This is a genomic window from Sphingopyxis chilensis (assembly GCF_035930445.1).
GTDB classification, from domain to species: domain Bacteria; phylum Pseudomonadota; class Alphaproteobacteria; order Sphingomonadales; family Sphingomonadaceae; genus Sphingopyxis; species Sphingopyxis chilensis.
The window spans coordinates 1,897,135-1,918,929 of the sequence record NZ_CP142394.1 but is presented as its reverse complement, the minus strand read 5'-3'; the positions used below and the strand labels follow the sequence as shown (position 1 = coordinate 1,918,929).

Annotated in this window: 20 protein-coding genes and 1 tRNA gene; 9 read left to right on the top strand and 12 right to left on the bottom strand. The window is 64.8% G+C overall.

The window, feature by feature from the left end; translation table 11 throughout:
• Positions 1–7: 7 nt before the first annotated feature.
• From VSX79_RS08635 to VSX79_RS08605, 7 genes are all read right to left on the bottom strand, one after another.
• Positions 8–784, bottom strand: a complete 777-nt coding sequence (locus tag VSX79_RS08635) for a TatD family hydrolase (RefSeq protein ID WP_326915178.1) — start codon at positions 782–784, stop codon at positions 8–10.
• Positions 784–2,367: a methionine--tRNA ligase gene (metG, locus tag VSX79_RS08630; protein WP_326915177.1), complete on the bottom strand. Its 1,584-nt coding sequence runs from the start codon at positions 2,365–2,367 to the stop codon at positions 784–786. Before metG ends, VSX79_RS08635 begins: the two co-directional genes overlap by 1 nt.
• A gap of 38 nt (positions 2,368–2,405) precedes the next feature.
• The gene (locus tag VSX79_RS08625) at positions 2,406–3,398 is read right to left on the bottom strand and encodes a DNA polymerase III subunit delta' (RefSeq protein WP_326915176.1); all 993 of its coding nucleotides are present in this window, start codon (positions 3,396–3,398) and stop codon (positions 2,406–2,408) included.
• Positions 3,386–4,009, bottom strand: coding sequence for a dTMP kinase (gene tmk / locus VSX79_RS08620; protein ID WP_326915175.1), 624 nt, complete (start codon positions 4,007–4,009; stop codon positions 3,386–3,388). The genes VSX79_RS08625 and tmk overlap by 13 nt, the downstream gene beginning before the upstream one ends.
• A 75-nt stretch (positions 4,010–4,084) precedes the next feature.
• On the bottom strand, positions 4,085–5,059 hold the full coding sequence (locus VSX79_RS08615; protein WP_326915174.1) for a D-alanyl-D-alanine carboxypeptidase family protein: 975 nt from the start codon (positions 5,057–5,059) through the stop codon (positions 4,085–4,087).
• Positions 5,060–5,065: 6 nt separating this feature from the next.
• Positions 5,066–6,064: a septal ring lytic transglycosylase RlpA family protein gene (locus tag VSX79_RS08610; protein WP_326915173.1), complete on the bottom strand. Its 999-nt coding sequence runs from the start codon at positions 6,062–6,064 to the stop codon at positions 5,066–5,068.
• Complete coding sequence (locus tag VSX79_RS08605; protein ID WP_407697271.1) at positions 6,048–7,112, bottom strand: lytic murein transglycosylase; 1,065 nt, start codon at positions 7,110–7,112, stop codon at positions 6,048–6,050. Before VSX79_RS08605 ends, VSX79_RS08610 begins: the two co-directional genes overlap by 17 nt.
• Positions 7,113–7,256: 144 nt before the next feature.
• On the opposite strand from VSX79_RS08605, the gene VSX79_RS08600 reads away from it, so the two are divergent.
• Positions 7,257–7,346, top strand: a tRNA-Ser gene (locus tag VSX79_RS08600).
• Here the strand turns inward: VSX79_RS08600 and VSX79_RS08595 are convergent.
• The gene (locus VSX79_RS08595; RefSeq protein WP_218844312.1) at positions 7,347–8,438 is read right to left on the bottom strand and encodes a flavin reductase family protein; all 1,092 of its coding nucleotides are present in this window, start codon (positions 8,436–8,438) and stop codon (positions 7,347–7,349) included.
• A gap of 114 nt (positions 8,439–8,552) precedes the next feature.
• Positions 8,553–9,533 (bottom strand): NAD(P)H-dependent flavin oxidoreductase, encoded by a 981-nt coding sequence (locus tag VSX79_RS08590; protein ID WP_179496261.1) that lies wholly within the window; start codon positions 9,531–9,533, stop codon positions 8,553–8,555.
• Positions 9,534–9,655: 122 nt separating this feature from the next.
• On the opposite strand from VSX79_RS08590, the gene VSX79_RS08585 reads away from it, so the two are divergent.
• The 8 genes from VSX79_RS08585 to VSX79_RS08550 all read left to right on the top strand — a co-directional run bounded on the left by VSX79_RS08585 (position 9,656) and on the right by VSX79_RS08550 (position 18,234).
• On the top strand, positions 9,656–10,837 hold the full coding sequence (locus tag VSX79_RS08585; RefSeq protein WP_326915172.1) for an acyl-CoA dehydrogenase family protein: 1,182 nt from the start codon (positions 9,656–9,658) through the stop codon (positions 10,835–10,837).
• A 103-nt stretch (positions 10,838–10,940) separates the two neighbouring features.
• The gene (locus VSX79_RS08580) at positions 10,941–12,035 is read left to right on the top strand and encodes an acyl-CoA dehydrogenase family protein (protein ID WP_179496265.1); all 1,095 of its coding nucleotides are present in this window, start codon (positions 10,941–10,943) and stop codon (positions 12,033–12,035) included.
• Positions 12,032–13,237 (top strand): acyl-CoA dehydrogenase family protein, encoded by a 1,206-nt coding sequence (locus tag VSX79_RS08575; RefSeq protein ID WP_179496267.1) that lies wholly within the window; start codon positions 12,032–12,034, stop codon positions 13,235–13,237. The genes VSX79_RS08580 and VSX79_RS08575 overlap by 4 nt, the downstream gene beginning before the upstream one ends.
• A gap of 12 nt (positions 13,238–13,249) precedes the next feature.
• Complete coding sequence (locus VSX79_RS08570) at positions 13,250–14,032, top strand: SDR family NAD(P)-dependent oxidoreductase (protein ID WP_179496269.1); 783 nt, start codon at positions 13,250–13,252, stop codon at positions 14,030–14,032.
• A 24-nt stretch (positions 14,033–14,056) separates the two neighbouring features.
• Positions 14,057–15,307 (top strand): acetyl-CoA C-acetyltransferase, encoded by a 1,251-nt coding sequence (locus VSX79_RS08565; RefSeq protein WP_179496271.1) that lies wholly within the window; start codon positions 14,057–14,059, stop codon positions 15,305–15,307.
• Between the two features lie 118 nt (positions 15,308–15,425).
• Positions 15,426–16,556 carry a CaiB/BaiF CoA transferase family protein gene (locus VSX79_RS08560; RefSeq protein WP_179496273.1) on the top strand — a complete coding sequence of 377 codons (1,131 nt, stop codon included), beginning with the start codon at positions 15,426–15,428 and terminating at the stop codon, positions 16,554–16,556.
• 92 nt (positions 16,557–16,648) lie between these two features.
• Positions 16,649–17,452: a crotonase/enoyl-CoA hydratase family protein gene (locus VSX79_RS08555; RefSeq protein ID WP_179496275.1), complete on the top strand. Its 804-nt coding sequence runs from the start codon at positions 16,649–16,651 to the stop codon at positions 17,450–17,452.
• A 2-nt stretch (positions 17,453–17,454) separates the two neighbouring features.
• Positions 17,455–18,234 carry a tyrosine-protein phosphatase gene (locus VSX79_RS08550; RefSeq protein ID WP_179496277.1) on the top strand — a complete coding sequence of 260 codons (780 nt, stop codon included), beginning with the start codon at positions 17,455–17,457 and terminating at the stop codon, positions 18,232–18,234.
• 4 nt (positions 18,235–18,238) lie between these two features.
• On the opposite strand, the gene VSX79_RS08545 is transcribed toward VSX79_RS08550, so the two are convergent.
• The 3 genes from VSX79_RS08545 to lpdA form a co-directional block, all read right to left on the bottom strand.
• Entirely contained in the window at positions 18,239–19,573 is a 1,335-nt protein-coding gene (locus tag VSX79_RS08545; protein ID WP_179496279.1) for a Xaa-Pro dipeptidase, read from the bottom strand.
• Positions 19,574–19,646: 73 nt separating this feature from the next.
• Positions 19,647–20,267: a phosphatase PAP2 family protein gene (locus tag VSX79_RS08540; protein WP_179496281.1), complete on the bottom strand. Its 621-nt coding sequence runs from the start codon at positions 20,265–20,267 to the stop codon at positions 19,647–19,649.
• A 130-nt stretch (positions 20,268–20,397) separates the two neighbouring features.
• Entirely contained in the window at positions 20,398–21,795 is a 1,398-nt protein-coding gene (gene lpdA / locus VSX79_RS08535) for a dihydrolipoyl dehydrogenase (RefSeq protein WP_179496283.1), read from the bottom strand.

The window sequence follows — 21,795 nt, the reverse complement described above, 5'->3', positions numbered from 1 at the left end:
TTTGACGTCATGGCGCCGCCTTGTTGAAAAGCGCGTAGAAATTGGCGCTCGTGGCTGCGGCGAGGGTGTCCGTGTCTTCGCGGCGGAGGTCGGCGAGGAATGCCAGCGTGTCGGCAACGAAGGCGGGTTCGCCGGTTTTGCCGCGATGCGGGACAGGGGCAAGGAAGGGCGAGTCGGTTTCGATCAGCAGCCGGTCCCGCGGCAGCCATTTGGCGGTCGCCTGAAGGTCCGCGGCATTCTTGAAGGTCACGATCCCCGAAATTGAGATAAAGAGGCCGAGGTCGAGCGCCTTGCGCGCGAAATCGTCGCTCGCGGTGAAGCAATGGATCACGCCGGTGAAGGCTGCGCGCACCATCTCCTCGCCGAGCAGCGCCAGCGTGTCGGCTTCGGCATCGCGCGTATGGACGATGATCGGCAGGCCGGTCTCCTGCGACGCGTGAATGTGACGGCCGAAACTGTCCTGCTGGCGCAGGCGGTCGCTCTTGTCGTAATAATAGTCGAGCCCCGTCTCGCCGATCCCGATCACACGCGGATGCGCGGCGCGTTCGACCAGCTTCGCGGTATCGACATCGGGGTGATGGTCGGCGTCGTGGGGATGAATACCGACGCTCGCCCACACATCGTCGTTCGCCTCGGCGGCTGCGAGCACATCGTCCCATTCGCTTTCGCGCGTCGCGATGTTGAGCATCGCGGTAACGCCCCTTGTCCGCGCGCGCGCCAGCACCTCGTTCTGCTGTTCGGCGAGGCCCTTGTAATTGAGGTGGCAATGCGAATCGACGAGCATTACGCCTCTCCTTCCCCTTCTCCCTCAGACAATTCGAGACGGGGGAAGATCGGTACAGGTTGACCGACCGCGAAACCGCTCGCGACAAGCTTCGCGAACCAGCCGGTATCGGCCAACGCCGCGAAATCGCGCTCGTCCTCGGCGATGCCCATCTGGTCGAGCAGCTTGTCGGCCGCCGCGGGCACAACCGGGCGGATCGCGATCGCGAGCGTGCGCACGGCCTGGAAAAGCGTCATTAACACGGCGCGCATGCGGTCGGGATCTGTCTTGCGCAGCGCCCATGGCGCCTGTGTGTCGACATATTGGTTGCAGGCGAAAACGGCGCGGATCCAGTCTTCGATTCCAACCGAGAATGCGAGCTGGTCGAATTCGCGCGGGAGGCGGACCGCAGCCATGTCGGCGAGGTCGGTCAACAGGTCAATATCATCTTCGGAAGGCGCATAGTCGTCCGAAAGTTTGCCATCCAGATTCTTGAAAATCATGGATAGGCTGCGTTGTGCCAGGTTCCCGAAGCTGTTCGCGAGGTCGGCGTTGGCGGTGCGCACAATCGCTTCGGCCGAATAGCTGCCGTCCTGGCCGAAGCTGACTTCGCGGAGCAGATAATAGCGCAGCGCATCGACGCCGAACCGGTCAGCGAGCGCCATCGGATCGACGACGTTACCGAGCGACTTCGACATCTTCTCTCCGCGATTGAGCAGGAAACCGTGTCCGAACACCTGCTTTGGCAGCGGTAGGTTGGCGCTCATCAGGAAGGCCGGCCAGTAAACCGTATGAAAACGGACGATATCCTTGCCGATCATATGGATATTCGCCGGCCAGAACTTCCCGAAATCGCTGGTCGGATCGGGGTATCCCAGTCCCGAAAGATAGGTCGTCAGCGCGTCGACCCAGACATACATAACGTGCCCCGGCGAGCCCGGCACCGGCACGCCCCAATCGAAGCTGGTGCGCGAAACGCTGAGATCCTTGAGCCCGCCTTCGACGAAGCGCAGCACCTCGTTCCGCCGGCTTTCGGGGCGGATGAAATCGGGCTGCTCCTGGTAGAGCGCGAGCAGCCTGTCCTGATAATTCGACAGGCGAAAGAACCAGCTTTCCTCGACGGTCCACTCGACCGGCGTCCCCTGCGGAGAAAGGCGGGTGCCCCCTTCCCCGTCGCTCAGCTCGCTTTCATCGTAAAAGGCCTCGTCGCGAACCGAGTACCAGCCTTCGTAGCGATCGAGATAAAGATCGCCGTTGGCCTCCATCGCTTTCCAGATCGCCTGCGACGCCGCGTGGTGCGCCGCGTCGGACGTGCGCATGAAATTGTCATAGCTGATATTCAGCTTGGCATACATCTCACGGAAATATCCCGACATTTCGTCGGCAAGGTCGATCGTTGCGCGGCCCTGGTCTCGCGCGGTCTGGAACATTTTAAGCCCATGCTCGTCGGTGCCGGTAATCAGCCGAACATCGCGGCCCCGCGCGCGCTGGAAACGCGCCATGACATCGGTGGCGATCGCTTCATAGGCATGGCCGATATGCGGACGACCATTGGGGTAGCTGATCGCGGTGGTGATGTAGAAAGGTTCGTTATTTTCGGACATGCGCGCGCCTTAGCGGCTGGCGCGCGCAAGGGAAAGCGTCAGCGTGTCGCCTTATCCTGTCGCGGCGCCAGTTCTGCGAGGCAGTTACCGATTTCAAAGCCAACCATCGCGCCGTCATAGGATCCGCGGATTGCGTCGCGAACCGTGCGCTGGACGCGATCCCACTGCGCGAGAACCGACGCAATCTGGTCGACGGGGCGCTCGCGCGCGATGCGCGAGAGCAGGCCCGGCACGATATCGATCACCAGTTCGAGGCGGGCGCGATTGCTGGTGCCGCCGACCTCGCGAGCGAGGGCTTCGCGCAGCCTGTTCTCAGGATCGCCGCCCGCCGCGATCGCCAGCAATTTTTTCTCCATGACCGCCACGTCGCTGTCGATGAGTGCAAGCGCCTTGCCGGGAACCCCGCCCGACGCGGCAACGATCGCGCGCACATCCTCCATCTCGATCATCGGACGCAGATCGTGCAGCCACGATGTCATGACGTCACGAGCAACAGGTTGAAAACGCAAGGCTCTGCATCGCGAGCGGATCGTCGGTAACAGGCGTCCCGGTGAGTGGCTGACGAGCAGGAAGAGGGTCTTCGCAGGCGGCTCTTCAAGCGTCTTGAGCAGCGCATTCGCCCCATCGGTTTCGAGGTCGTCGACCGCATCGACGATGATCACGCGCCACTCGCCGAGCGACAGCGACAGATGCAGGCGGCGGATCATTTGCCGGATCTGTTCGATCGTGATGTTTCGCGCGAGCTCCTTTGCCTTGTCCTTTGGCTGACGCGCGAGACGCAGGATTTCGGGGTGATTGCCGGCATCGACCAGGCGAGCGGCGGCATCGTCGCCACGATCATCGAGAAGAGGAGGCGCCTTGCCTTCGCCGCTGCGCCCGTGGGTGACGAGAAAGCGCGCAATCCGCTCGGCAAAAGCTCCCTTCCCCATGCCCTGCGGCCCCGCCAGCAGCCACGCGTGATGGACGCGCCCGCCCTGCCACGCTTCGAGGAACGCCTTTTCGGCCTCCTGATGGCCGATCATGGTAGCCATTCCGCGAGGTCCGCGAGGATTGCCGCGGTCACCTCTTCGGCGGCCCGGTCGGCGTCGATGATCCGCCAGCGATCAGTTTCAGCCTGGGCCATTTCGACAAATCGCGCGGTGAGGCGCGCCTGATAGTCGAGCGGTTTGTTGCCCATGCGATCGTTACCCCCCCGCTCCGCAAGTCGCCGCGCCGCCTCATCGGGGCTGACGGTGAGCAGAAATGTGCGGTGGGGCATCAATCCTTCCGAACCAAAGCCGTGCAGCGCAAGAAGGTCGGCATCGGTTATCCCACCCCCGCCGCCCTGATAGGCCCGGCTCGAATCGACGAAACGGTCGCACAGCACCCAAGCGCCGCGCGACAACGCCGGCCGGATCGTGCGCGCGACATGATCGGCGCGCGCGGCGGCGAAAAGCAGGGCTTCGCTTCGTGCGTTCCAGCGGTCGTCGCTGCCTTCCATCAACAGCGACCGGATCGCCTCGGCGCCGGCGCTGCCGCCCGGCTCACGCGTTGCGACGGCCTCGATGCCGCATGCCTCCAGAGCCGCGGCGACCGAACGGATTTGCGTCGACTTGCCGACGCCCTCGCCGCCTTCCAGCGTAATGAAGCGGCCGGGTGTCACGTCGTTAGCCCGTGAAAGATGAACATGGAAAGCGCATCGTGCATGGACCGGCCGTAACCCGGCGGGTCGCCTTTGTCATCTCGCCGCGGTAGCGTCTGCCCGGCCTTTCGACGTACCGCTGCGCCGGTCTTGCGTCGCAATCGGCAGATCGAGGTGAGCAAAGCCCCAATTCATGAGCCGTTCCGCCTCTTCGCGGCGCGCCTTTTCGCTGGGCATGCCGGCTACGACCATGACCAGGCGGCGACCATCGCGCTTCGCCGAGCCAAGAAAGCAATAGCCGGCTTCCGACGTATGCCCCGTTTTGAGCCCGTCCGCGCCTGCAAAGCGGCCTAGAATGGGGTTGCGGTTCGGCTGGACGATCGGCTTGCCGTCGGGCGATATCCCGTGCCGGAACTTCGGGATCGAAAAATAGCGGCCATAGGCGCCCGGATGATCGCGGATCAGCCGGTCGGCAAGGAGGACAAGATCGCCCGCGCTGACCTTGGTGACGCCTCCGTCGGGCCAGCCGCTTGCGGTGCCGAATCGACTCGACTTCATGCCAATCTTGGCCGCCATGTCATTCATTCGTTTGATAAAGGTAGCCTCGCTCCCGTCGATGCCAACGGCGAGAACCGATGCCGCATCATTCCCCGAAACGGTGATCAATCCCTTGAGGAGGTTGTCGACCGACACCTTTTCGCCCGCCCGCAGGAACATGGTGGAACTGCGGCTGCGCGCGCTCCACATCTTCCACGTCGCATCCTCGACGGTAAAGAGCTTGTCGCGCGATAATTCACCCTTTTCGATCAGGTCGAGTACGACATATGCGGTCATCACCTTGGCCATCGACGCCGGGGCGAAGCGCTTGTCGGCTCCACGCGAGAAGAGAATCCGGCCCGAATCGAGATCCTTGAGCATCACGATGGGCGCTTCGGTCGTATAAGGTGCGTGCGCGGCCGGCGTGCTTTTCGCTTGCGCCTTGCCCGCCGATGTCGCCGGATTCGAAAGACCCAACGCCAAGCCCGACAAGAGAATCGCAGCGGTTCGGCGGAGCAGGATTGGATTGCTCATATCCGGTCAGCGGCTACGTCGGACCATGGCATCGCCGAAGCCCTTCGCTTTCGCCGTGCCAAGCGCGCCGCGGGCCTCGGCGTCGCTCGCGAACGGGCCCATCCGCACGCGCCACAGGTTGCCGGCTTTGGTGACATGCCCGCTGACCGATTTCGCAGCGGTATTGGCGCGGCTTTCGGTGCTGAAGGCGCCTACCTGTACGAAATAATTGCCGGTAGCGGTGACCGCAGGTTTTGCCGCCGCGGTCCCGGGCTTGGCGGTCTGCGCCGGTTTTGCGGGCTCGGCCTTGGGCGCGGGCATTTTCGTTCCGGGACCTTCGACGATGAAGCGGTCTTCGCCGGGCTTGCCGGTCGCCGATACGATCGCCGGACTGGCGGGCGCCGACGCCGTTTTCGGTACCGGCAATTCCTTCGCCTTGGCGCGAAGGATCGCCAACAGCGACTGGGGTGTGGCGATCCTTTCGCGGACGGGCTTGCCGGCACGAAGCTGCGCGCGCTCGGCCGCTGGCGGGTTGGTGCGGCGTACGCGGACAGCGGTGACGCCATCAACCACACCGAGCTGTTCCGCCGCGCCGCGCGACAAGTCGATCAGTCGGTCGGTGACCATCGGGCCACGGTCGTTAACGCGGACAAGGATCGTCCGTCCGGTATCGAGCGCCGTCACCTCGACATAGCTCGGCAGCGGCAGCGTCTTGTGCGCCGCGCTGATGCCGGCAGGATCGAAGGTCTCACCGTTCGCGGTCGGCTTTCCGGCGAGATCATCGCCATACCAACCCGCATAACCGACCTCGTCATAGTCGGCGACGTCGGTCGGCGTATAGGTCGCGTCGGCAATCTTGTAGGGATCGCCGATCGTGACCGGCACATCGACCACCCCGGTTTCCGCCGTCGCAGGCACCGGCTTGGTCGTCGGCCCGCTGTCGCGCGCACCGCCTAAACTACCGCAACCGGACAGCATCAGCGCCGCCCCGGCCATCAGGCCCCCGCCCCTAACGATCGATTTCATCCGCCAGCAACCCCACAGACAATGCGTAAAAATTGGAACAATTATAGTCCAGTATCGCACGATAGTTACCGGTCAGCAAATAGGCGGTCCGGCCAGGGCCGTCGGGTTCGAGCAAAGTCGCCTGCACATTGCCGTCGGGCCAGCGTCCGCTGACCGGCTGGATCCCCGCCGCACGCCATTCGGCCATCGAACGCCAGCGGCTATGACGGTCAAAGACGCGCGGACACCGCGTCGGCGTCAGGCGGTTGGCAACCGCGCCACGGTTGAAACTCGCGGGGACGGTGACGGCGACCCCCCACGGCTGCCCCGCGCGCCAGCCCGCGTTGCGGAGATATGAGCCGATCGACTCTATCGCGTCGGCTTCGCTCGACCAGATACGCGCCACGCCGTCGCCGTCGCCGTCTTCGGCGACGCGCAAATAGACCGACGGCAGGAATTGGGGATAGCCAAAGGCGCCGGCCCAGCTGCCCTTCAGCGCGCTGCGCGGCACGCCGCGCTCGACCATGACCATCGTCGCGATCAACTCGGGTTCGAAAAGGCTGCGCCGGCGCCCTTCATAGGCGAGCGTCGCGAGTGCTTCGGGCAGGTCGAAATTACCCGTTACCTGGCCATAGGCGGTCTCGTGACCATAGATGGCGATCATGATGCTCGTCGGCACGCCGGTGCGCTGCTCGATACGAGATAATAGCGGAAGCAACCGGTCGTGGACGCGGCGCCCGCCGCCGATGCGCGCCGCATCGACATGCTTTACCCTATAGGGCGCGAAGGCGGGGATCGGGGTGTTCGGGTTCGGCGGGCTGCCCAGATTGTCGCGGTCGAGCGCAACGACGCGCGCATTGTAGAGCAGCCCCGCCGTGACGCGATCGAAAGTGGTGCGCGAGACGCCGCGCGCCTGCGCCTTGGGCCATAGCGACTGGACATAAGTATCGAATCCGGCATCGCCGCTCTGCGCGTGAAGCGGCGCCGAAGCGGTGAGCATCCATGCCGACAGGAAGGCGGCGGCGATCCCGAAAAGGCGTCCGGTTCCGAAACGTATAGCTTGCATCATGTCCCCACCCATAGGGCGTGTGTCGCACAGATGCGAGCGGCTTGGCTAGGTCGCGGCGGGACGAGGCGAGTCATTCGCGCGATGGGTCGAGCGGGCAAGGTTTCGCTTGCCGCCGGGCGCCCGCGCGCTATGGCGGCGGCGCAAGGACAGGTGGCCGAGTGGTTTAAGGCAGCGGTCTTGAAAACCGCCGTGGGTGCAAGCTCACCGTGGGTTCGAATCCCACCCTGTCCGCCATCATGCAAAATGCAGCCGGCGATATTTTCCGCGAAAATAGAGCAGCGGATCGCGGTGCGGCTCGAACTGCGCGCGGACGACGCGGCCTACAAGGATGAAATGATCGCCCGCCTCGTGCAGCGATTCGCGCTGGCACTCGAACGACACGAGCGAGCCACCGAGTAATGGCACGCCCGTTTGCCCCGGCGCCCATGGCTGGTTGGCGAAGCGATCCTCGCCCTTGGCGGCGAAGCGGTTCGACGTCGGTTGCTGGCCGATCTGGAGCACGTTGACACCGAAATGCGCCGCGTCGCGGAGCGCCGGCGCGGTTCCGGCCGTGTTGGCAATACACACAAGCAATAGTGGCGGATCGAGCGAAACCGAGGTGAAGCTGTTCGCGGTCAGGCCGACGGGCGTCCCGGCGTCGTCGAGCGCGGTGACGATCGTGATGCCGGTCGCAAAGCAGCCCATCGCGTCGCGCAGTGTGCGCGGGTCCGATCCCGCCTTGAACTCCATCGCCTCGCGCGGCTGGCGCCGTTCGAGGAATTCGAGAAGCTGTCCGAGGAGTGCTTCGTTGCGGTCGGACGCGAGCTCCAGGTCGCATTCGTTTATGTCGGCGCTCTCGCCCATGATCAGCGCGGCGTTGAACGCATCGCTGACCGCGCTGCCCTGCGCGGGTGCAAAACCGCCGCGAACGACGAGTGCGGGGATGGCCAATCGAGCGGGCACGTCGTTCGCGATCGCTTCTTCGTCGACCGGCATGTCGACCAGCACCAACCCGGCGGCCAGAAGGGCGCCATCGAGCGCCAGCGCGCGCGTCGCTATCCATCCCCCGCGCCCGGCGGTCACGACAACGGGGCGCGAACCCATTTGCGCGAGCACCGCGCGCATATCCTCGATATGCGGATCAAGTCCGTCTGCTTCGCTTGCTTCGCGTAGATCGAGATTGACGACGCGCCGCCCCGAAAGCACCAGCGCATCGGCGACGTCGCGCCACGCGGCACGGCCCTGCCCGACATCGGGTATGAGCAGCACGGCGGGATCATTTTCGTCGCCCAGCATATCGGCAAACAGGGGAACGCCGCCGAAACCCTTATATTCGATGAGGCTCAAATATCCCCCTTGCCGCGCCGGCGGGCATTGACGCCGGCGGGCTCCGATATGATCAAGTTGCGAAGAATCGGATCATATCGAAAGCCTTCGCGACGCGCCAGCACGCCGGACGAATTAGGCGCGCATCGATGCCAGCCGCTGATCGACGATCGCGTCGGCTTCGGCGATGATCCGGTCGATCAATTGCTGGCAAGTCGGGATATCGTGGATCAATCCCTGCACCATCCCGGCCCAGAACACCCCTTTGCTGAGGTCGCCGGTCTCTAGCAGTTCGCGCCCCGCCTTGCCGTTTACCAGCTCCGCGACATCGGCGAAGGTGGCGTCGGGCACCGCGAGGCGGCGCACCACCTCTTCGCTCACCGCGCTCTTGCCGACGCGCGCGGTGTTCTTGAGGCTGCGGAAGATCAGGAAGCTGCCGCGTTCGTCATTGTCGATATACGCCTGTTTCACATTGTCGTGAATCGGCGCCTCGACCGTGGCGCAAAAGCGCGTGCCCATGTTGATGCCCTCGGCGCCGAGCGCCAGCGCCGCGACCAATCCGCGACCGTCGCCGAAGCCGCCCGAGGCGAGCATCGGGATCTTCACCTTGTCGGCAGCCGCGGGGATCAGGATCAGGCCCGGAATATCGTCCTCACCGGGGTGACCCGCGCATTCAAAGCCGTCGATAGAAATGATGTCACAGCCCGCGCGTTCGGCCGACAAGGCGTGGCGCACCGCGGTGCATTTGTGGAGGATCGTGACGCCATGCGGCTTCAGCATCTCCCATATCTCGCGCACCGCCTGCGTGCCCGCGGTCTCGACGATCTTGACCCCGCCGTCGATGATCGCTTGGGCATAGGCTTTGTAATCGGGCGCGTTGATCGTCGGAAAGACCGTCATGTTCACGCCGAAAGGCTTGTCTGTCATCGCGCGGCAGCGTTCGATCTCGGCGCTGAGCGCCGCCGGCGTCGGCTGGGTCAGCGCGGTCAAAATGCCGAGACCGCCGGCGTTCGACACGGCGGCGGCGAGTTCGGCATAGCCGACGCTCTGCATCCCGCCCTGGACGATCGGATGCTCGATACCCAGCATTTCGGTGATGCGTGTCTTGAAAGCCATTCTCGATCCCTCCTTGACGGTGCTGCCCTTACGGCATCTTCGCGCCGATCCATGAAATAACTTGACGCTTACGTCAACGTCGGGTTGACTTGGGAAATAGTTAGGTAGCGAAGGGAATCGGGATGGCGGCGCGTGAAGGCATATCGGATCGGGCGCTGGCGATTGCCGCAAAGGTCGAAAGCTTCGTGCGCGAAATCGTCGTTCCCTACGAGCGCGACTCGCGCCGCGACCATCATGGGGCACCGACCGACGAACTGGTGATGGAAATGCGCGAACATGCGCGCGCAGCGGGCGTGCTGACCCCGCACATCCTCGGCGACGGCGATCATTTGAACCAGCGCGAGACGGCGGTGGTGCTGATCAAGAGCGGCCTGTCGCCGCTCGGCCCGCTCGCGTGCAACACGATGGCGCCCGACGAGGGCAATATGTACCTGCTCGGCAAGGAGGGCAGCCCGGAGCTCAAGGAACGCTTCCTGAAGCCGATGGTCGAGGGCCGCGTCCGCTCGGCCTTCTTCATGACCGAGCCCGCCGAGGACGGCGGAGCGGGGTCCGACCCGTCGATGATGAAAACCACCTGCCATCTCGACGGCAATCACTGGGTCGTCAACGGCCGCAAGACCTTCATCACCGGCGCGCAGGGCGCGCGCGTGGGCATCGTCATGGCTAAGGCTGAGCAAGGCGCGTGCATGTTCCTCGTCGACCTGCCCGATCCCGCGGTCCGGATCGACGATGTACCGAACACGATCGACAGTTCGATGCCGGGCGGCCATGCAACGCTGACGATCGACAATCTCCGCATCCCCGCCGACCAGATGCTGGGCGAAGCCGGCGAAGGCTTCCGCTATGCACAGGTGCGCCTCTCCCCCGCCCGCCTGTCGCACTGCATGCGCTGGCTCGGTGCGTGCGTCCGGGCGCACGAGATCGCGACCGACTATGCCAACCGCCGCGAGGCTTTCGGCAAGCCGCTGATCGAGCATGAGGGCGTCGGTTTCATGCTCGCCGAAAACATGATCGACCTGAAACAGGCCGAGCTGATGATCGACTGGTGCGCGGGCATCCTCGACACCGGATCGCTTGGTACAGTCGAAAGCTCGATGGCGAAGGTCGCGGTGTCCGAAGCGCTGATGCGCATCGCCGATCGCTGCGTCCAGGTAATGGGTGGTACCGGGGTCACCGACAAGACGATCGTCGAACAGGTGTTCCGTGAAGTCCGCGCCTTCCGCATCTACGACGGCCCGACCGAGGTCCACAAATGGAGCCTCGCCAAGAAGATCAAGCGCGACTGGAAGGCAGGGCTCGCCTGACAGGGTCGCCAGTTGAGCCCATGGGCTCGCAGCGTCAAAACACTTGACGTTTACGTTAACGTTCGGATGATGACCGAAACCATAAGGGTAGAGGAACGGGCCGATGTCGATTTTGTACGACGAAGGGCAGCAGGCGATCGCGACCGAGTCGCGGCGCGCGCTTGAAGCGCGGGTCAGCAAGGACGATCTGCTGCCGCTACTCCAGACCAGCGGCAAATATCATGACGGTTTCTGGACGACGGCGAAGGAGCAGGGCTGGACCGCCCTCGCGCTTCCAGAGGTCTATGGCGGGCTTGCGCTCGGACTAGTCGAGCTTGGCCTGATCGCGCATCAGGCTGGGCGCTCGCTAAGTGGCGCGCCGTTCCTGACATCGAGCTTTGGCGCCGCCAAGGCAATCGAGCTTTATGGCAGCGACGCGCAGAAGGTGCGCTGGCTGCCTGGGCTCGCGAGCGGCGAGACGATCGGCGCGGTCGCCTTCGCGTCGGGTCCCGACCCCCTTCCCGCGCGCGCCGCTGTCACAGTGAGCGCCGGCAAGGCGAACGGCACCGCCGTCGGCGTTTCGGGCGGATTGTTTGCCGACGTTGCGGTCCTCTTCGCCGATGAAGGCGGCTTGCCTGCTCTCGCGATCGCCGACCTTGCCGGAATCGAAAGAAGGGCGGTCGAAAGCTTCGACAACAGTCGTTGCATTGCCGATCTGGTTCTGGCCAGCACGCCAGCCGAAACCCTCGTCGCCGGCGACGCGGCCCGCGCTGCGGCCCTCCACATCCTTGCATTGCAAGCCGTCGTGACTGCGCATGAACAGACGGGCGGCGCGGAGGCGCTGATGGAAATCGCACGCGACTATGCGCTGACGCGCAAGGCGTTCGGCCAGCCGATCGGGGCGTTCCAGTCGATCAAGCATCGCATCGCAGAACTCTACGGCCTGGTCGAACTCGCGCGCGCCAACGCCATCCACGCCGCGGCGCGCGAGCAGCAGGACGATTTCATCATTGCTGCGGCCGCCGCGCGCCTATCGACGACCGAGGCCTATGACACGGCGGCGCGCGACTGCATCCAGATTCACGGCGGTATCGGCGTGACGTGGGAGATCGGGCTGCACCTTCATATGCGCCGCTCGCGCACGCTCGCGCTCGAACAGGGGAGCAGCATCTTTTGGGAGGATTTGCTCGTCGACCGGCTGGCAGGAGCAGGCGCATGACCGATCTCGAAACCTATCGCGTCAAGGCTGCGGAATGGTGCGAAACGATGGTGCCGGCGTTCGGCAAGGCGGCGCGCAAAGGCCTTGGCGTCGATGACGACCTCGCGCTCGGCCGCCGCTATCAGAAGGCGAAATTCGACGCGGGCTATGCCGGCATCAACTGGCCGACCGACCTCGGGGGCCAGGGCCTCGGCCATATCGAGAAGATCACCTTCGAAGCCGAGGAGATGAAGCACGGCTTTCCGAACGTCTATTTCGGCATCTCGCTCGGTATGCCCGTCCCCGTTCTGATGCAGTTCGGCAGCGACCGGGAATTTGTGAAGGAGCGCGTCGTCAAGGCGCTGAAGGGCGAGGAAATCTGGTGCCAGCTCTTTTCCGAACCCTCGGGGGGCACCGACCTTGCGGGCCTGCGCACCCGCGCCGAAACCGATGGAAACGGCTGGAAGATCAACGGGCAAAAGGTCTGGACGAGCTGGGCGCAATATAGCGACTATGGTGTGATCGTCGTGCGGACCGATCCGACCGTCGCGAAGCACAAGGGGCTCACCTATTTTTGGGTCGATATGAAGGCGCCCGGCGTCACGGTGCGCCCGATCAAGCTCGCGGGCGGCGACAGCCATGTGAACGAGGTCTTCTTCGACGATGTGAAGGTCAGCGACGATCATCGCATGTCGCCCGTGGGCGGCGGCTTCGCGGTCGCGATGGCGACACTGATGATCGAACGCTATGTCGCTACCGACAGCGCCGGCTTCGGCCCGCATCTCGACCTGTTCGTCGACCTCGCGAAAGCCACCCGGATCAACGGCAAGCCAGCGATCGCCGACGGCCGTATCCGGCAGCAGATCGCGCGCAACTACGCGATGCGGAACGGCCTGGATTCGATCAACCGCCGCGCGCGGCTGATGATGCAGGCGGGAATGACCCCGGGTCCCGAAGGGTCGCTGAACAAGCTTGTCGCCGTCCGTTCGCGCCAGAAGCTTTCCGAACTTGCGCTCGATCTGCAGGGCACCGGCGCTTTCCCGTTCGACGAACATGCCTCGCCCAAGGACGATTGGGCGTCGAGCTGGATCAATGCGCCGACGGGGCGCATCGCGGGCGGATCGGACGAAACTTTGCTCAATACGATTGCCGAGCGCATCCTCGGCCTTCCGCAGGACCATCGGCCCGACAAGGGCATTCCCTTCAACCAGATCCCCGCCTGAGGAGCCTCCCCCATGAAAATCGATTCCAGCATATCGGCCGTCGTGACCGGCGGTGCATCGGGCCTCGGCCGCGCGACCGCGGAGGCGCTTGCTGCATCGGGCGTGAAGGTTGCCATCTTCGACATCAACGACGCGCTCGGCGAAGAGGTCGCGGCGTCGATCGGCGGATTGTTCGTCCATGTCGACATCACCGACGAGCAATCCGTGCTCGACGGCTATGCCAAGGCGCGCGCGGCGCACGGGCAGGAACGCGTCTGCGTCCATTGCGCGATGACCTCGCGCCGCGGCAAGACGCTCGCCTATGATAAGGAAAGCGGCAAGTTCCGCCGTACCCCGACCGAGGATTATGCCTATGGCGTCGCCGGCATATTGACCGCCAGCTACCGCGTCGGCTCGATCGCCGCCGAAGGCATGGCGACGCTTCCCGAGATGGAAGACGGCGAACGCGGCGCGATCATCTTCACCGCTTCGGTCGCGGCGCAGGACGCACAGATCGGGCAGGTGATTTACGGCTCGGCGAAGGCGGGCGTGAACGGCCTCGTCCTGCCGATGGCGCGCGATCTGATGGACCTCGGCATCCGCGTCAATTCGATCATGCCCGGCGTGTTCGGCACCCCGCTGCTCGGCAACATGAACCCGAAGGTGAAGGAGAGCCTCGAAGCCTCGGTTCCCTTCCCCAAGCGGCTCGGCAAGGCCGAGGAATATGCCAGCCTCGCGATGGAGATGGTGCGCAACAGCTATTTCAACGGCCAGGCGGTGCGCCTCGATGGCGCGATCCGCATGGCCCCCCGCTAACTCCCCGATCGAAAGGAATTTCCCATGAGCGAAGCCTATATCATCGACGCCGTCCGCACCCCGCGCGGTATCGGCAAGCCCGGCAAGGGCGCGCTGTCGCACCTTCACCCCCAGCATCTGGCCGCAACGGTGCTCGCCGCGATCCGCGACCGCAATAATCTCGACACCGCGACCGTCGACGACATCGTCTGGTCGACGTCGAGCCAGAATGGCAAGCAGGGCGGCGACCTCGGCCGCATGGCCGCGCTCTCGGCGGGTTACGACACCAAAGCATCGGGCACGACGCTCGACCGCTTCTGCGGCGGCGGCATCAGCTCGGTGAATTTCGCCGCCGCCAGCGTGATGAGCGGCATGGAAGATTGCGTCATCGCCGGCGGGACCGAGATGATGAGCTATACCACCGCCTTTGCCGCCGAACAGGCGAACGCCGGTTTGCCGCCGCGCCTGATGGGATCGGGGCACGAGGCGCTCGACGAACTGCACCCGCAATCGAACCAGGGCGTGTGCGGCGACGCGATCGCGACGATCGAGGGTATCAGCCGCGAGGCGCTCGACGCGCTCGCGCTGGTCAGCCAGCAGCGCGCCGACCGCGCGATCAAGGAAGGCCGCTTCGCCAAGTCGGTGGTGCCCGTACACAACCCCGACGGCAGCGTCGCGCTCGACCATGAGGAATTCCCGCGTCCGCAAACCACCGCAGAGGGGCTCGCGGCGCTCAAGCCCAGCTTCGCGGCACTCGCCGATTTCGACCTCGGCGGCGGCGTCACCTTCCGCAAGCAGGTCAACCGCCGCTATCCCGACGTCGAAATCCAGCATTTCCACCACGCCGGAAATTCGTCGGGGGTTGTCGACGGCGCCGCCGCGATCCTGCTGACCTCGAAGGAATATGCCGACAAGCACGGGCTGAAGCCACGCGCGCGCGTCGTCGCCTATGCCAATATCGGCGACGATCCGACCTTGATGCTCAACGCGCCCGTCCCGGCGGCGAAGAAGGTTCTCGAAAAGGCCGGGCTGACCAAGGACGACATCGACGTCTGGGAAATCAACGAGGCCTTTTCCGTGGTCGCCGAGAAGTTCATCCGCGACCTCGATCTCGACCGCGAGAAGGTGAACATCAACGGCGGCGCGATGGCGCTTGGCCATCCGATCGGCGCGACGGGCTCGATCCTGATCGGCACGGCGCTCGACGAACTCGAACGGTCGGGCGGACGCTACGGCCTTGTCACCATGTGCGCCGCCGGCGGCATGGCGCCCGCGATCATCATCGAACGGATTTAATCCCACCTTCGTCATTGCGAACGGAGCGAAGCAATCCAGAGCGGCTTACGTCCATGCTGGATTGCCGCGTCGCTTCGCTCCTCGCAATGACGGGGTATATTTCTATGGAGTGCGCAACATGACCGGACCATTGCAAGGTATCAGGATCATCGAATTTGCCGGCATCGGTCCCGGTCCTTTCTGCGGCATGATGCTCGCCGACCATGGCGCCGAGGTGATCCGCATTGATCGCCCCGGCGGCGTCATGGACCCGCGCGATCCGTTAAGCCGCAACCGCACCTCGATCGCGCTCGACATGAAGAACCCGCAAGCTGTCGAAATCGCGCGCGGGCTTTGCAAGAGCGCAGACGGGATCATCGAGGGCTATCGCCCGGGCGTGATGGAGCGGCTCGGCCTCGGCCCCGACGTGCTGCTCGCCGACAATCCGAAGCTTGTATATGGCCGCATGACCGGCTGGGGCCAGTTCGGCCCATATGCGCAGGCGGCGGGGCACGACATCAACTATATCTCGCTGTCGGGCGTGCTCCACGGCATCGGGCGTGCGGGCGAGAAGCCGGTCCCGCCGGTCAATTATGTCGGCGACTTCGGCGGCGGCGGCATGATGCTCGCCTTCGGCATGTCGAGCGCGCTCGTTCACGCCGCGCGCACCGGCGAAGGGCAGGTGATCGACTGCGCGATGACCGACGGCTCGGCGCTGCTGGCAGGCATGACCTGGGGTTTCCTCGCCGCGGGCCGGCTCAAGGATGAAGCCGGCGTCAACATGCTCGACGGCGCCGCGCATTTTTATGACAGCTATGCTTGCGCCGACGGTAAATATATCTCGATCGGATCGATCGAACCGCAATTCTATGCCTTGCTTCGCGAAAAGACCGGACTCACCGACGATCCCGATTTCGACGCGCAACTCGACCCGTCGAAATGGGGCGCGCTCAAGGACAAGCTGACCGCGCTGTTCAGGACGAAGACGCGCGACGAATGGTGCGCAATCATGGAAATGACCGACGTCTGCTTCGCGCCGATCCTGTCGCTGAGCGAGGCACCGCAGCATCCGCACAACGTCGAGCGCGAGACCTTCCTGACGGTGGGCGGCGCGGTCCAGCCAGCCCCTGCCCCGCGCTATTCGGCGACGGTCAACGACACGCCGCGTCCGGCCCCCGCGGTTGGCGCCGATGGCGAAGCGGTGCTGGCAGGGCTTGGCTATGATGCGGACAAGATCGCAGCGCTGCGCGAAGGAGGCGCGGTGCGCTGAGGCGCCGCGGTACTGCGGCCCTTTGCTTAGCGACCCGCTGCCAATCATGCTATGCACCGGGATGGCCAGCCGCAATGAAGGATATGAGGACAATGGGCGAATTTCTGCGTGTCGAACGGCGGGGCAAGATCGCGATCCTGACGATGATCAAGCCGGAGAGCATGAATGCGATCGGCACCCACGAAGACTGCCAGGATATCATCGACACGCTGCGCGACCTCGGCGCCGACCGCGGCGTCAGCGCGATCATCCTGACCGGCAGCGGCAAGGCGTTCAGCGCCGGCGGGAACCTGAAAGGCATGCAGGACCGAACCGGAATCGGCGTGCTCGACCAGCCCGATTCCACCCGGTCGAACTATCGCAAGGGTGTGCAGGCGGTGATCCGCGCACTGATGGATTGCGAGGTGCCGATGATCGCGGCGGTCAACGGCCATGCCATCGGTCTTGGCGCCGACCTCGCGTGCACCTGCGACATCCGCATCGCCGCCGAGAGCGCGAAATTTGCCTGCAGCTTCATCAAGGTCGGCATCGTCCCCGGCGATGGCGGGGCGTGGCTGCTCCAGAAGATACTCGGATACCCCCGCGCCGCCGAGCTGTTCCTGACCGGCGACCGCTTTGACGCGGCCCAGGCAAAGGAATATGGTCTGGTCACGGACGTCGTGCCCGATGCGGAACTGCTCGACCGTGCAATCGCCATTGCCGAGCGGATCGTCTGCAATCCGCCGCGCGCGCTGCGCCTGACCAAACGCCTGCTCCGCGAGGCGCAGCACAGCCGGATGAGCGATATTTTGGAATTGAGCGCAGCCTATCAGGCAATCGTCCACGAAACCGCGGATAACCGCGAGGCGATCAACGCGTTCGTCGAAAAGCGTCCCCCCGTGTTCACAGGAGAATGACCATGCTCGCCGAGCGTGTCCTGCCGCTGTCCGGCATTCACAATTTTCGCGACTATGGCGGTTATGCCGTCGAGGGCGGCGGGCGCCTGCGCGACGGGACGCTGTGGCGCTCGGCGCACCATGAAGGCGCGAGCGACGAGGATCTCGTCGCGCTCGACGCCTTGGGCCTCGAGACGGTGATCGATCTGCGTGGCGACGACGAGCGCGAGATGCACCCGTGCCGCCGCAGCGAGAATTTCTCGGCGCGCGTGCTGTTCGCGGGCGGGGTGACCGCGGGCCTCGCGCCGCACCTTCAGGCGGCGGGCGGGACGATCGATGTCGAGACGGCGCGCGCGCGGATGATCGATACCTATGCCGGAATGCCCTATCGCTCGGCACTCGTCGCGACGCTGCGCCTCTATCTGGCGGCGCTCGCCGAATATGACGCGCCGAGCCTCGTCCACTGCGTCGCGGGCAAGGATCGGACCGGCTTTGCCGTCGCGATCGTCCACCGGCTGCTCGGGGTCCATGAAGACGATTTGATGCACGATTATCTGCTCACCAACACCGCTGGCAAGATCGAGGAACGCATAGCGCAGGGCGCGGCGCATATCCGTTCGCGTTACGGCGCCGAAATCCACGACGATGCGATCCGCGCGCTGATGTCCGTGAACCCCGCCTACCTCGACGCCGCGCTCGCCACGGTGCGGCGCGATCATGGCGATATCCCGACCTATGCCGAGGCCGTGCTGAATTTCACCCCCGAGATGCGCGAGGCGCTGGTCGACCGGCTGGTGGTGTAGGACTTCATTCGCCCTTCACCAGCACCCCGCCCTTCACCACCGCATCGACGCTTTCGAGCTGGCCCACATCGGCCAGCGGGTCGCCGTCGACCGCGATAATGTCGGCGTAGCGGCCGACCGCGATTGCGCCCACGTCCCGTTCGCGGCCGAGCGCCTCGGCGGCGTTTTTCGTCGCGGCCTGGATCGCCTGCATCGGGGTCATTCCATATTCGACCATGACGCGAAACTGGCCGCCGACCTGTCCGTGCGGCATGACACCCGCGTCGGAGCCGAACACCATGCGCACGCCCGCCTTCACCGCTTTGCGAAAATTGTCGCGCTGGATCTGGGCGATCTCGCGGTCCTTGCGCAGATTATCCTCGAGCACGCCATTCTTTGCGCCTTCGGCCTGCGTATATTCGGTGTTGTAGATGTCCATCGAGAACCACACCGGCTGCTTGCGCGCCACCGCCATGCGGATGCCCTCGTCGTCGACAAGGCTGGCATGCTCGATCGTGTCGATCCCCGCGGCGATCGCGGCGCGGATGCCGGTCGCACCATGCGCGTGCGCGGCGACGCGCAAGCCCCATTGGTGCGCCTCGTCGGCGATGGCGGCGAGTTCCCTTTCGGAGACCTGGAGCTGGCCGGGCTCGGTGTTGCGCGAGAAGACCCCGCCGGTCGCGCAGACCTTGATCACTTCGGCGCCATATTTGCGCTGGCGGCGGACCTGGTAGCGCAGTTCCTCGGGCGTATCGCCGATCCCCTCTTCCTTGCCGTCCTTCTTCTCCATACTCGGCGGCAGGAAAGTGCTGTCGCAATGCCCGCCAGTCGCGCCGAGCGAATAGCCTGCCGGAACGATTCGCGGTCCCGTCGCATAGCCGGCGTCAATCGCCTGTTTCAGCCCGATATCGTTGCGATCGGCCGACCCGACGTTGCGCACGGTGGTGAAGCCCGCGCCGAGCATGTCGTTCGCATTCTTGACGGCGGTCATGCCCCAGAAGCTGTCGGTGAACTCCAGCCCGCGATAGCCGCCGATGTCGGCGGGGCCGTCGAGATGGACGTGCATGTCGATGAGTCCCGGCAACAGCGTCTTGCCGCCAAGATCGATATGCTTGACGTTCGATCCCCAGCGCACCGTGCGCGCATCGGCGATACCCGTGATGCGGCCATCGGCGCCGACGAAGATCGCGGGGAACTCGGCGGTCTTTCCGGTCAGGACGTCGATGTAGCGCGCGCCGGTGATGACGGTCTGCCCGCCCGCGTCTTGCGCCTGCGACGGCGCCGCCCATACCGCGAAAAGCGCGGGAGTGCCAAAAACGATTCCCCGCAGAAAACTGCCGAACTTCATTCGCGATTTCATGTTCGCCCCACCCGTTGCCGATGCCCCCAAATGTGATGGCAAACCGGCGCGAAATAGGACAGCGGAAAATGCTTCAGGCTGAAATCTTCTGCCCGCTGACCCACCAGGCGCCGAGTAGCGCGAACGCGCTGCCGAGCATCGTGCCGCCGGCAATGTCGCTCGCCCAGTGTACGCCGAGCATGATGCGTGAAAAACCGGTGAGCAGCATCATCGTTGCAGCAAGCGCCCATGCTGACGGCCGCCAGCGCGGTGGCGCGAGCCAGGCGAGGAGCAGATAGACGACCGCCGCGCTCGTCGCATGGCCGCTCGGGTAGGAAAAGCTCGTCTGACGGTCGAGATGATCGATCAGGTCAGGCCGCGCGCGGCGGAAGCCGAGCTTCAGCAGGCTGGAGGCGAGGTTCGAGAGCAGCGACGCACCGCCGAGCGCGACGGCGCAGCGCGGGCCGCACCAGTGCCAGACGAGCCCGCACAGCAGGATCACGATGGCCCATCGCGGCGTGCCGCCGCCGATCCAGCTTACCCATTGCATGAAGGATATGAAGCTCGCGCTGCTTTCATCGACGCGGATCGCAAGGCTGTGCGAGATTTGCCAGTCGGCGGCCTGTGTCCATCCTGCGCCCACCGCGAAACCGAGCAGGATAACGGCGATGAGGAGCGCCGCCGCGATGGGGGGAAAGCCTGAACGTCGAAGCAAGAAAATCCTCCCCGTCGCGCAGCCATGGGGAGGTGGCGTCCCGCAGGGGCCGACAGAAGAGGGCCCCTCCCCCACTCGCCTGCGGCGAGCGCGCCCTCCCCATGGCTGCGCGACGGGGAGGATCGAATGGTCAAATATGCAGCGGCCGCCCGAACGCCGCGAGCACGCCTTCGTGCATCGTTTCGCTGAGCGTCGGATGCGGGAAGACGGTGCCGATGAAATCATCCTCGACCAGCTCCGCGGTCTTGCCGATCGTATAGCCCTGGATCAGCTCGGTGACCTCGGCGCCGATCATGTGCGCGCCGAGCAGTTCGCCGGTCTTCGCGTCGAACACCGTCTTGGTGAAACCCTCGGATTCGCCGAGCGCAATCGCCTTGCCGTTGCCGATGAAGGGGAAGGTGCCGGCCTTCACCTCGTAGCCGAGTTCCTTGGCCTTCGCTTCGGTCAGGCCGACGCTGGCGATCTGTGGGCGGCAATAGGTACAGCCCGGGATGTTGCGCGGGTCCATCGCGTGCGGGTGGTTGCCCGCGATCGCCTCGACCGAAATCACCGATTCGTGCATCGCCTTGTGCGCGAGCCACGGCGGCGCGGTGACGTCGCCGATCGCCCAGATGCCGGGGACGTTGGTGCGGCACATCGCGTCGGTGTCGATATGGCCCTTGGTGGTCTTCACGCCCAGCGCCTCCAGCCCGATATTCTCGGTGTTCGGGACGATGCCGATGGCGACAATGGCATGGCTGAATTCGGCGCTTTCGACCTTGCCGTCCTTGGTCTTGATCTTCGCGGTGACGCCGGTCGCGGTCGCCTTTAGCTCTTCGACCCCGGCGCCGGTGAAGATCGTCATGCCCTGCTTCTTGAGCTGTTTCTCGAGGAAGGCCGACACGTCGGCATCCTCGACGGGGACGAGGCGGTCGAGCATTTCGACGACAGTAACATCGACGCCCATGTCGCTGTAGAAGCTCGCAAATTCGATCCCGATCGCGCCCGATCCGATGACGAGCAGCTTCTTCGGCATTTCGGGCGGCACGAGCGCGTGGCGATAGGTCCAGATGCGCTTGCCGTCGGCGGGGGCGAACGGCAGGTCGCGGGCGCGCGCGCCGGTCGCGACGATGACATTCTTGGCGGTGAGGGTTTCGGTGCCCTTCTCGCCCTTCACTTCCAATTTGCCGGGCGCGGTCAGCTTGCCCTCGCCCATATGGACGGTGATCTTGTGCTTCTTCATCAGGAAGGCGACGCCCTGGCTCAGCTGTTTCGCGACGCCGCGGCTACGCTTCACCACCGCGTCAATATCGGCGCTGATCTGCGCCGCGACGAGGCCGTAATCGCCCGCATGCTGCATATAATGATAGATCTCGGCCGAACGCAGAAGCGCCTTGGTCGGAATGCAGCCCCAGTTGAGGCAGATGCCGCCGAGATTCTCGCGCTCGACGATCGCGGTTTTCAGGCCCAATTGAGCCGCGCGGATCGCCGCAACATAGCCGCCGGGCCCTGAGCCGAGGACGATGAGGTCGTAGTTGGTGTCAGCCAT

Excerpts from the sequence above, each read along its gene's own strand:
- metG (WP_326915177.1), bottom strand. The coding sequence starts at position 2,367 with ATGTCCGAAAATAACGAACCTTTCTACATCACCACCGCGATCAGCTAC.
- VSX79_RS08565 (WP_179496271.1), top strand. The coding sequence starts at position 14,057 with ATGAGCGAAGCCTATATCATCGACGCCGTCCGCACCCCGCGCGGTATC.
- VSX79_RS08550 (WP_179496277.1), top strand. The coding sequence starts at position 17,455 with ATGCTCGCCGAGCGTGTCCTGCCGCTGTCCGGCATTCACAATTTTCGC.
- VSX79_RS08615 (WP_326915174.1), bottom strand. The coding sequence starts at position 5,059 with ATGAGCAATCCAATCCTGCTCCGCCGAACCGCTGCGATTCTCTTGTCG.
- VSX79_RS08570 (WP_179496269.1), top strand. The coding sequence starts at position 13,250 with ATGAAAATCGATTCCAGCATATCGGCCGTCGTGACCGGCGGTGCATCG.
- VSX79_RS08635 (WP_326915178.1), bottom strand. The coding sequence starts at position 784 with ATGCTCGTCGATTCGCATTGCCACCTCAATTACAAGGGCCTCGCCGAA.
- VSX79_RS08610 (WP_326915173.1), bottom strand. The coding sequence starts at position 6,064 with ATGAAATCGATCGTTAGGGGCGGGGGCCTGATGGCCGGGGCGGCGCTG.
- VSX79_RS08625 (WP_326915176.1), bottom strand. The coding sequence starts at position 3,398 with ATGGCTACCATGATCGGCCATCAGGAGGCCGAAAAGGCGTTCCTCGAA.
- VSX79_RS08560 (WP_179496273.1), top strand. The coding sequence starts at position 15,426 with ATGACCGGACCATTGCAAGGTATCAGGATCATCGAATTTGCCGGCATC.
- VSX79_RS08605 (WP_407697271.1), bottom strand. The coding sequence starts at position 7,112 with ATGATGCAAGCTATACGTTTCGGAACCGGACGCCTTTTCGGGATCGCC.
- VSX79_RS08545 (WP_179496279.1), bottom strand. The coding sequence starts at position 19,573 with ATGAAATCGCGAATGAAGTTCGGCAGTTTTCTGCGGGGAATCGTTTTT.
- VSX79_RS08555 (WP_179496275.1), top strand. The coding sequence starts at position 16,649 with ATGGGCGAATTTCTGCGTGTCGAACGGCGGGGCAAGATCGCGATCCTG.
- VSX79_RS08575 (WP_179496267.1), top strand. The coding sequence starts at position 12,032 with ATGACCGATCTCGAAACCTATCGCGTCAAGGCTGCGGAATGGTGCGAA.
- VSX79_RS08580 (WP_179496265.1), top strand. The coding sequence starts at position 10,941 with ATGTCGATTTTGTACGACGAAGGGCAGCAGGCGATCGCGACCGAGTCG.
- lpdA (WP_179496283.1), bottom strand. The coding sequence starts at position 21,795 with ATGGCTGACACCAACTACGACCTCATCGTCCTCGGCTCAGGGCCCGGC.
- VSX79_RS08585 (WP_326915172.1), top strand. The coding sequence starts at position 9,656 with ATGGCGGCGCGTGAAGGCATATCGGATCGGGCGCTGGCGATTGCCGCA.
- VSX79_RS08590 (WP_179496261.1), bottom strand. The coding sequence starts at position 9,533 with ATGGCTTTCAAGACACGCATCACCGAAATGCTGGGTATCGAGCATCCG.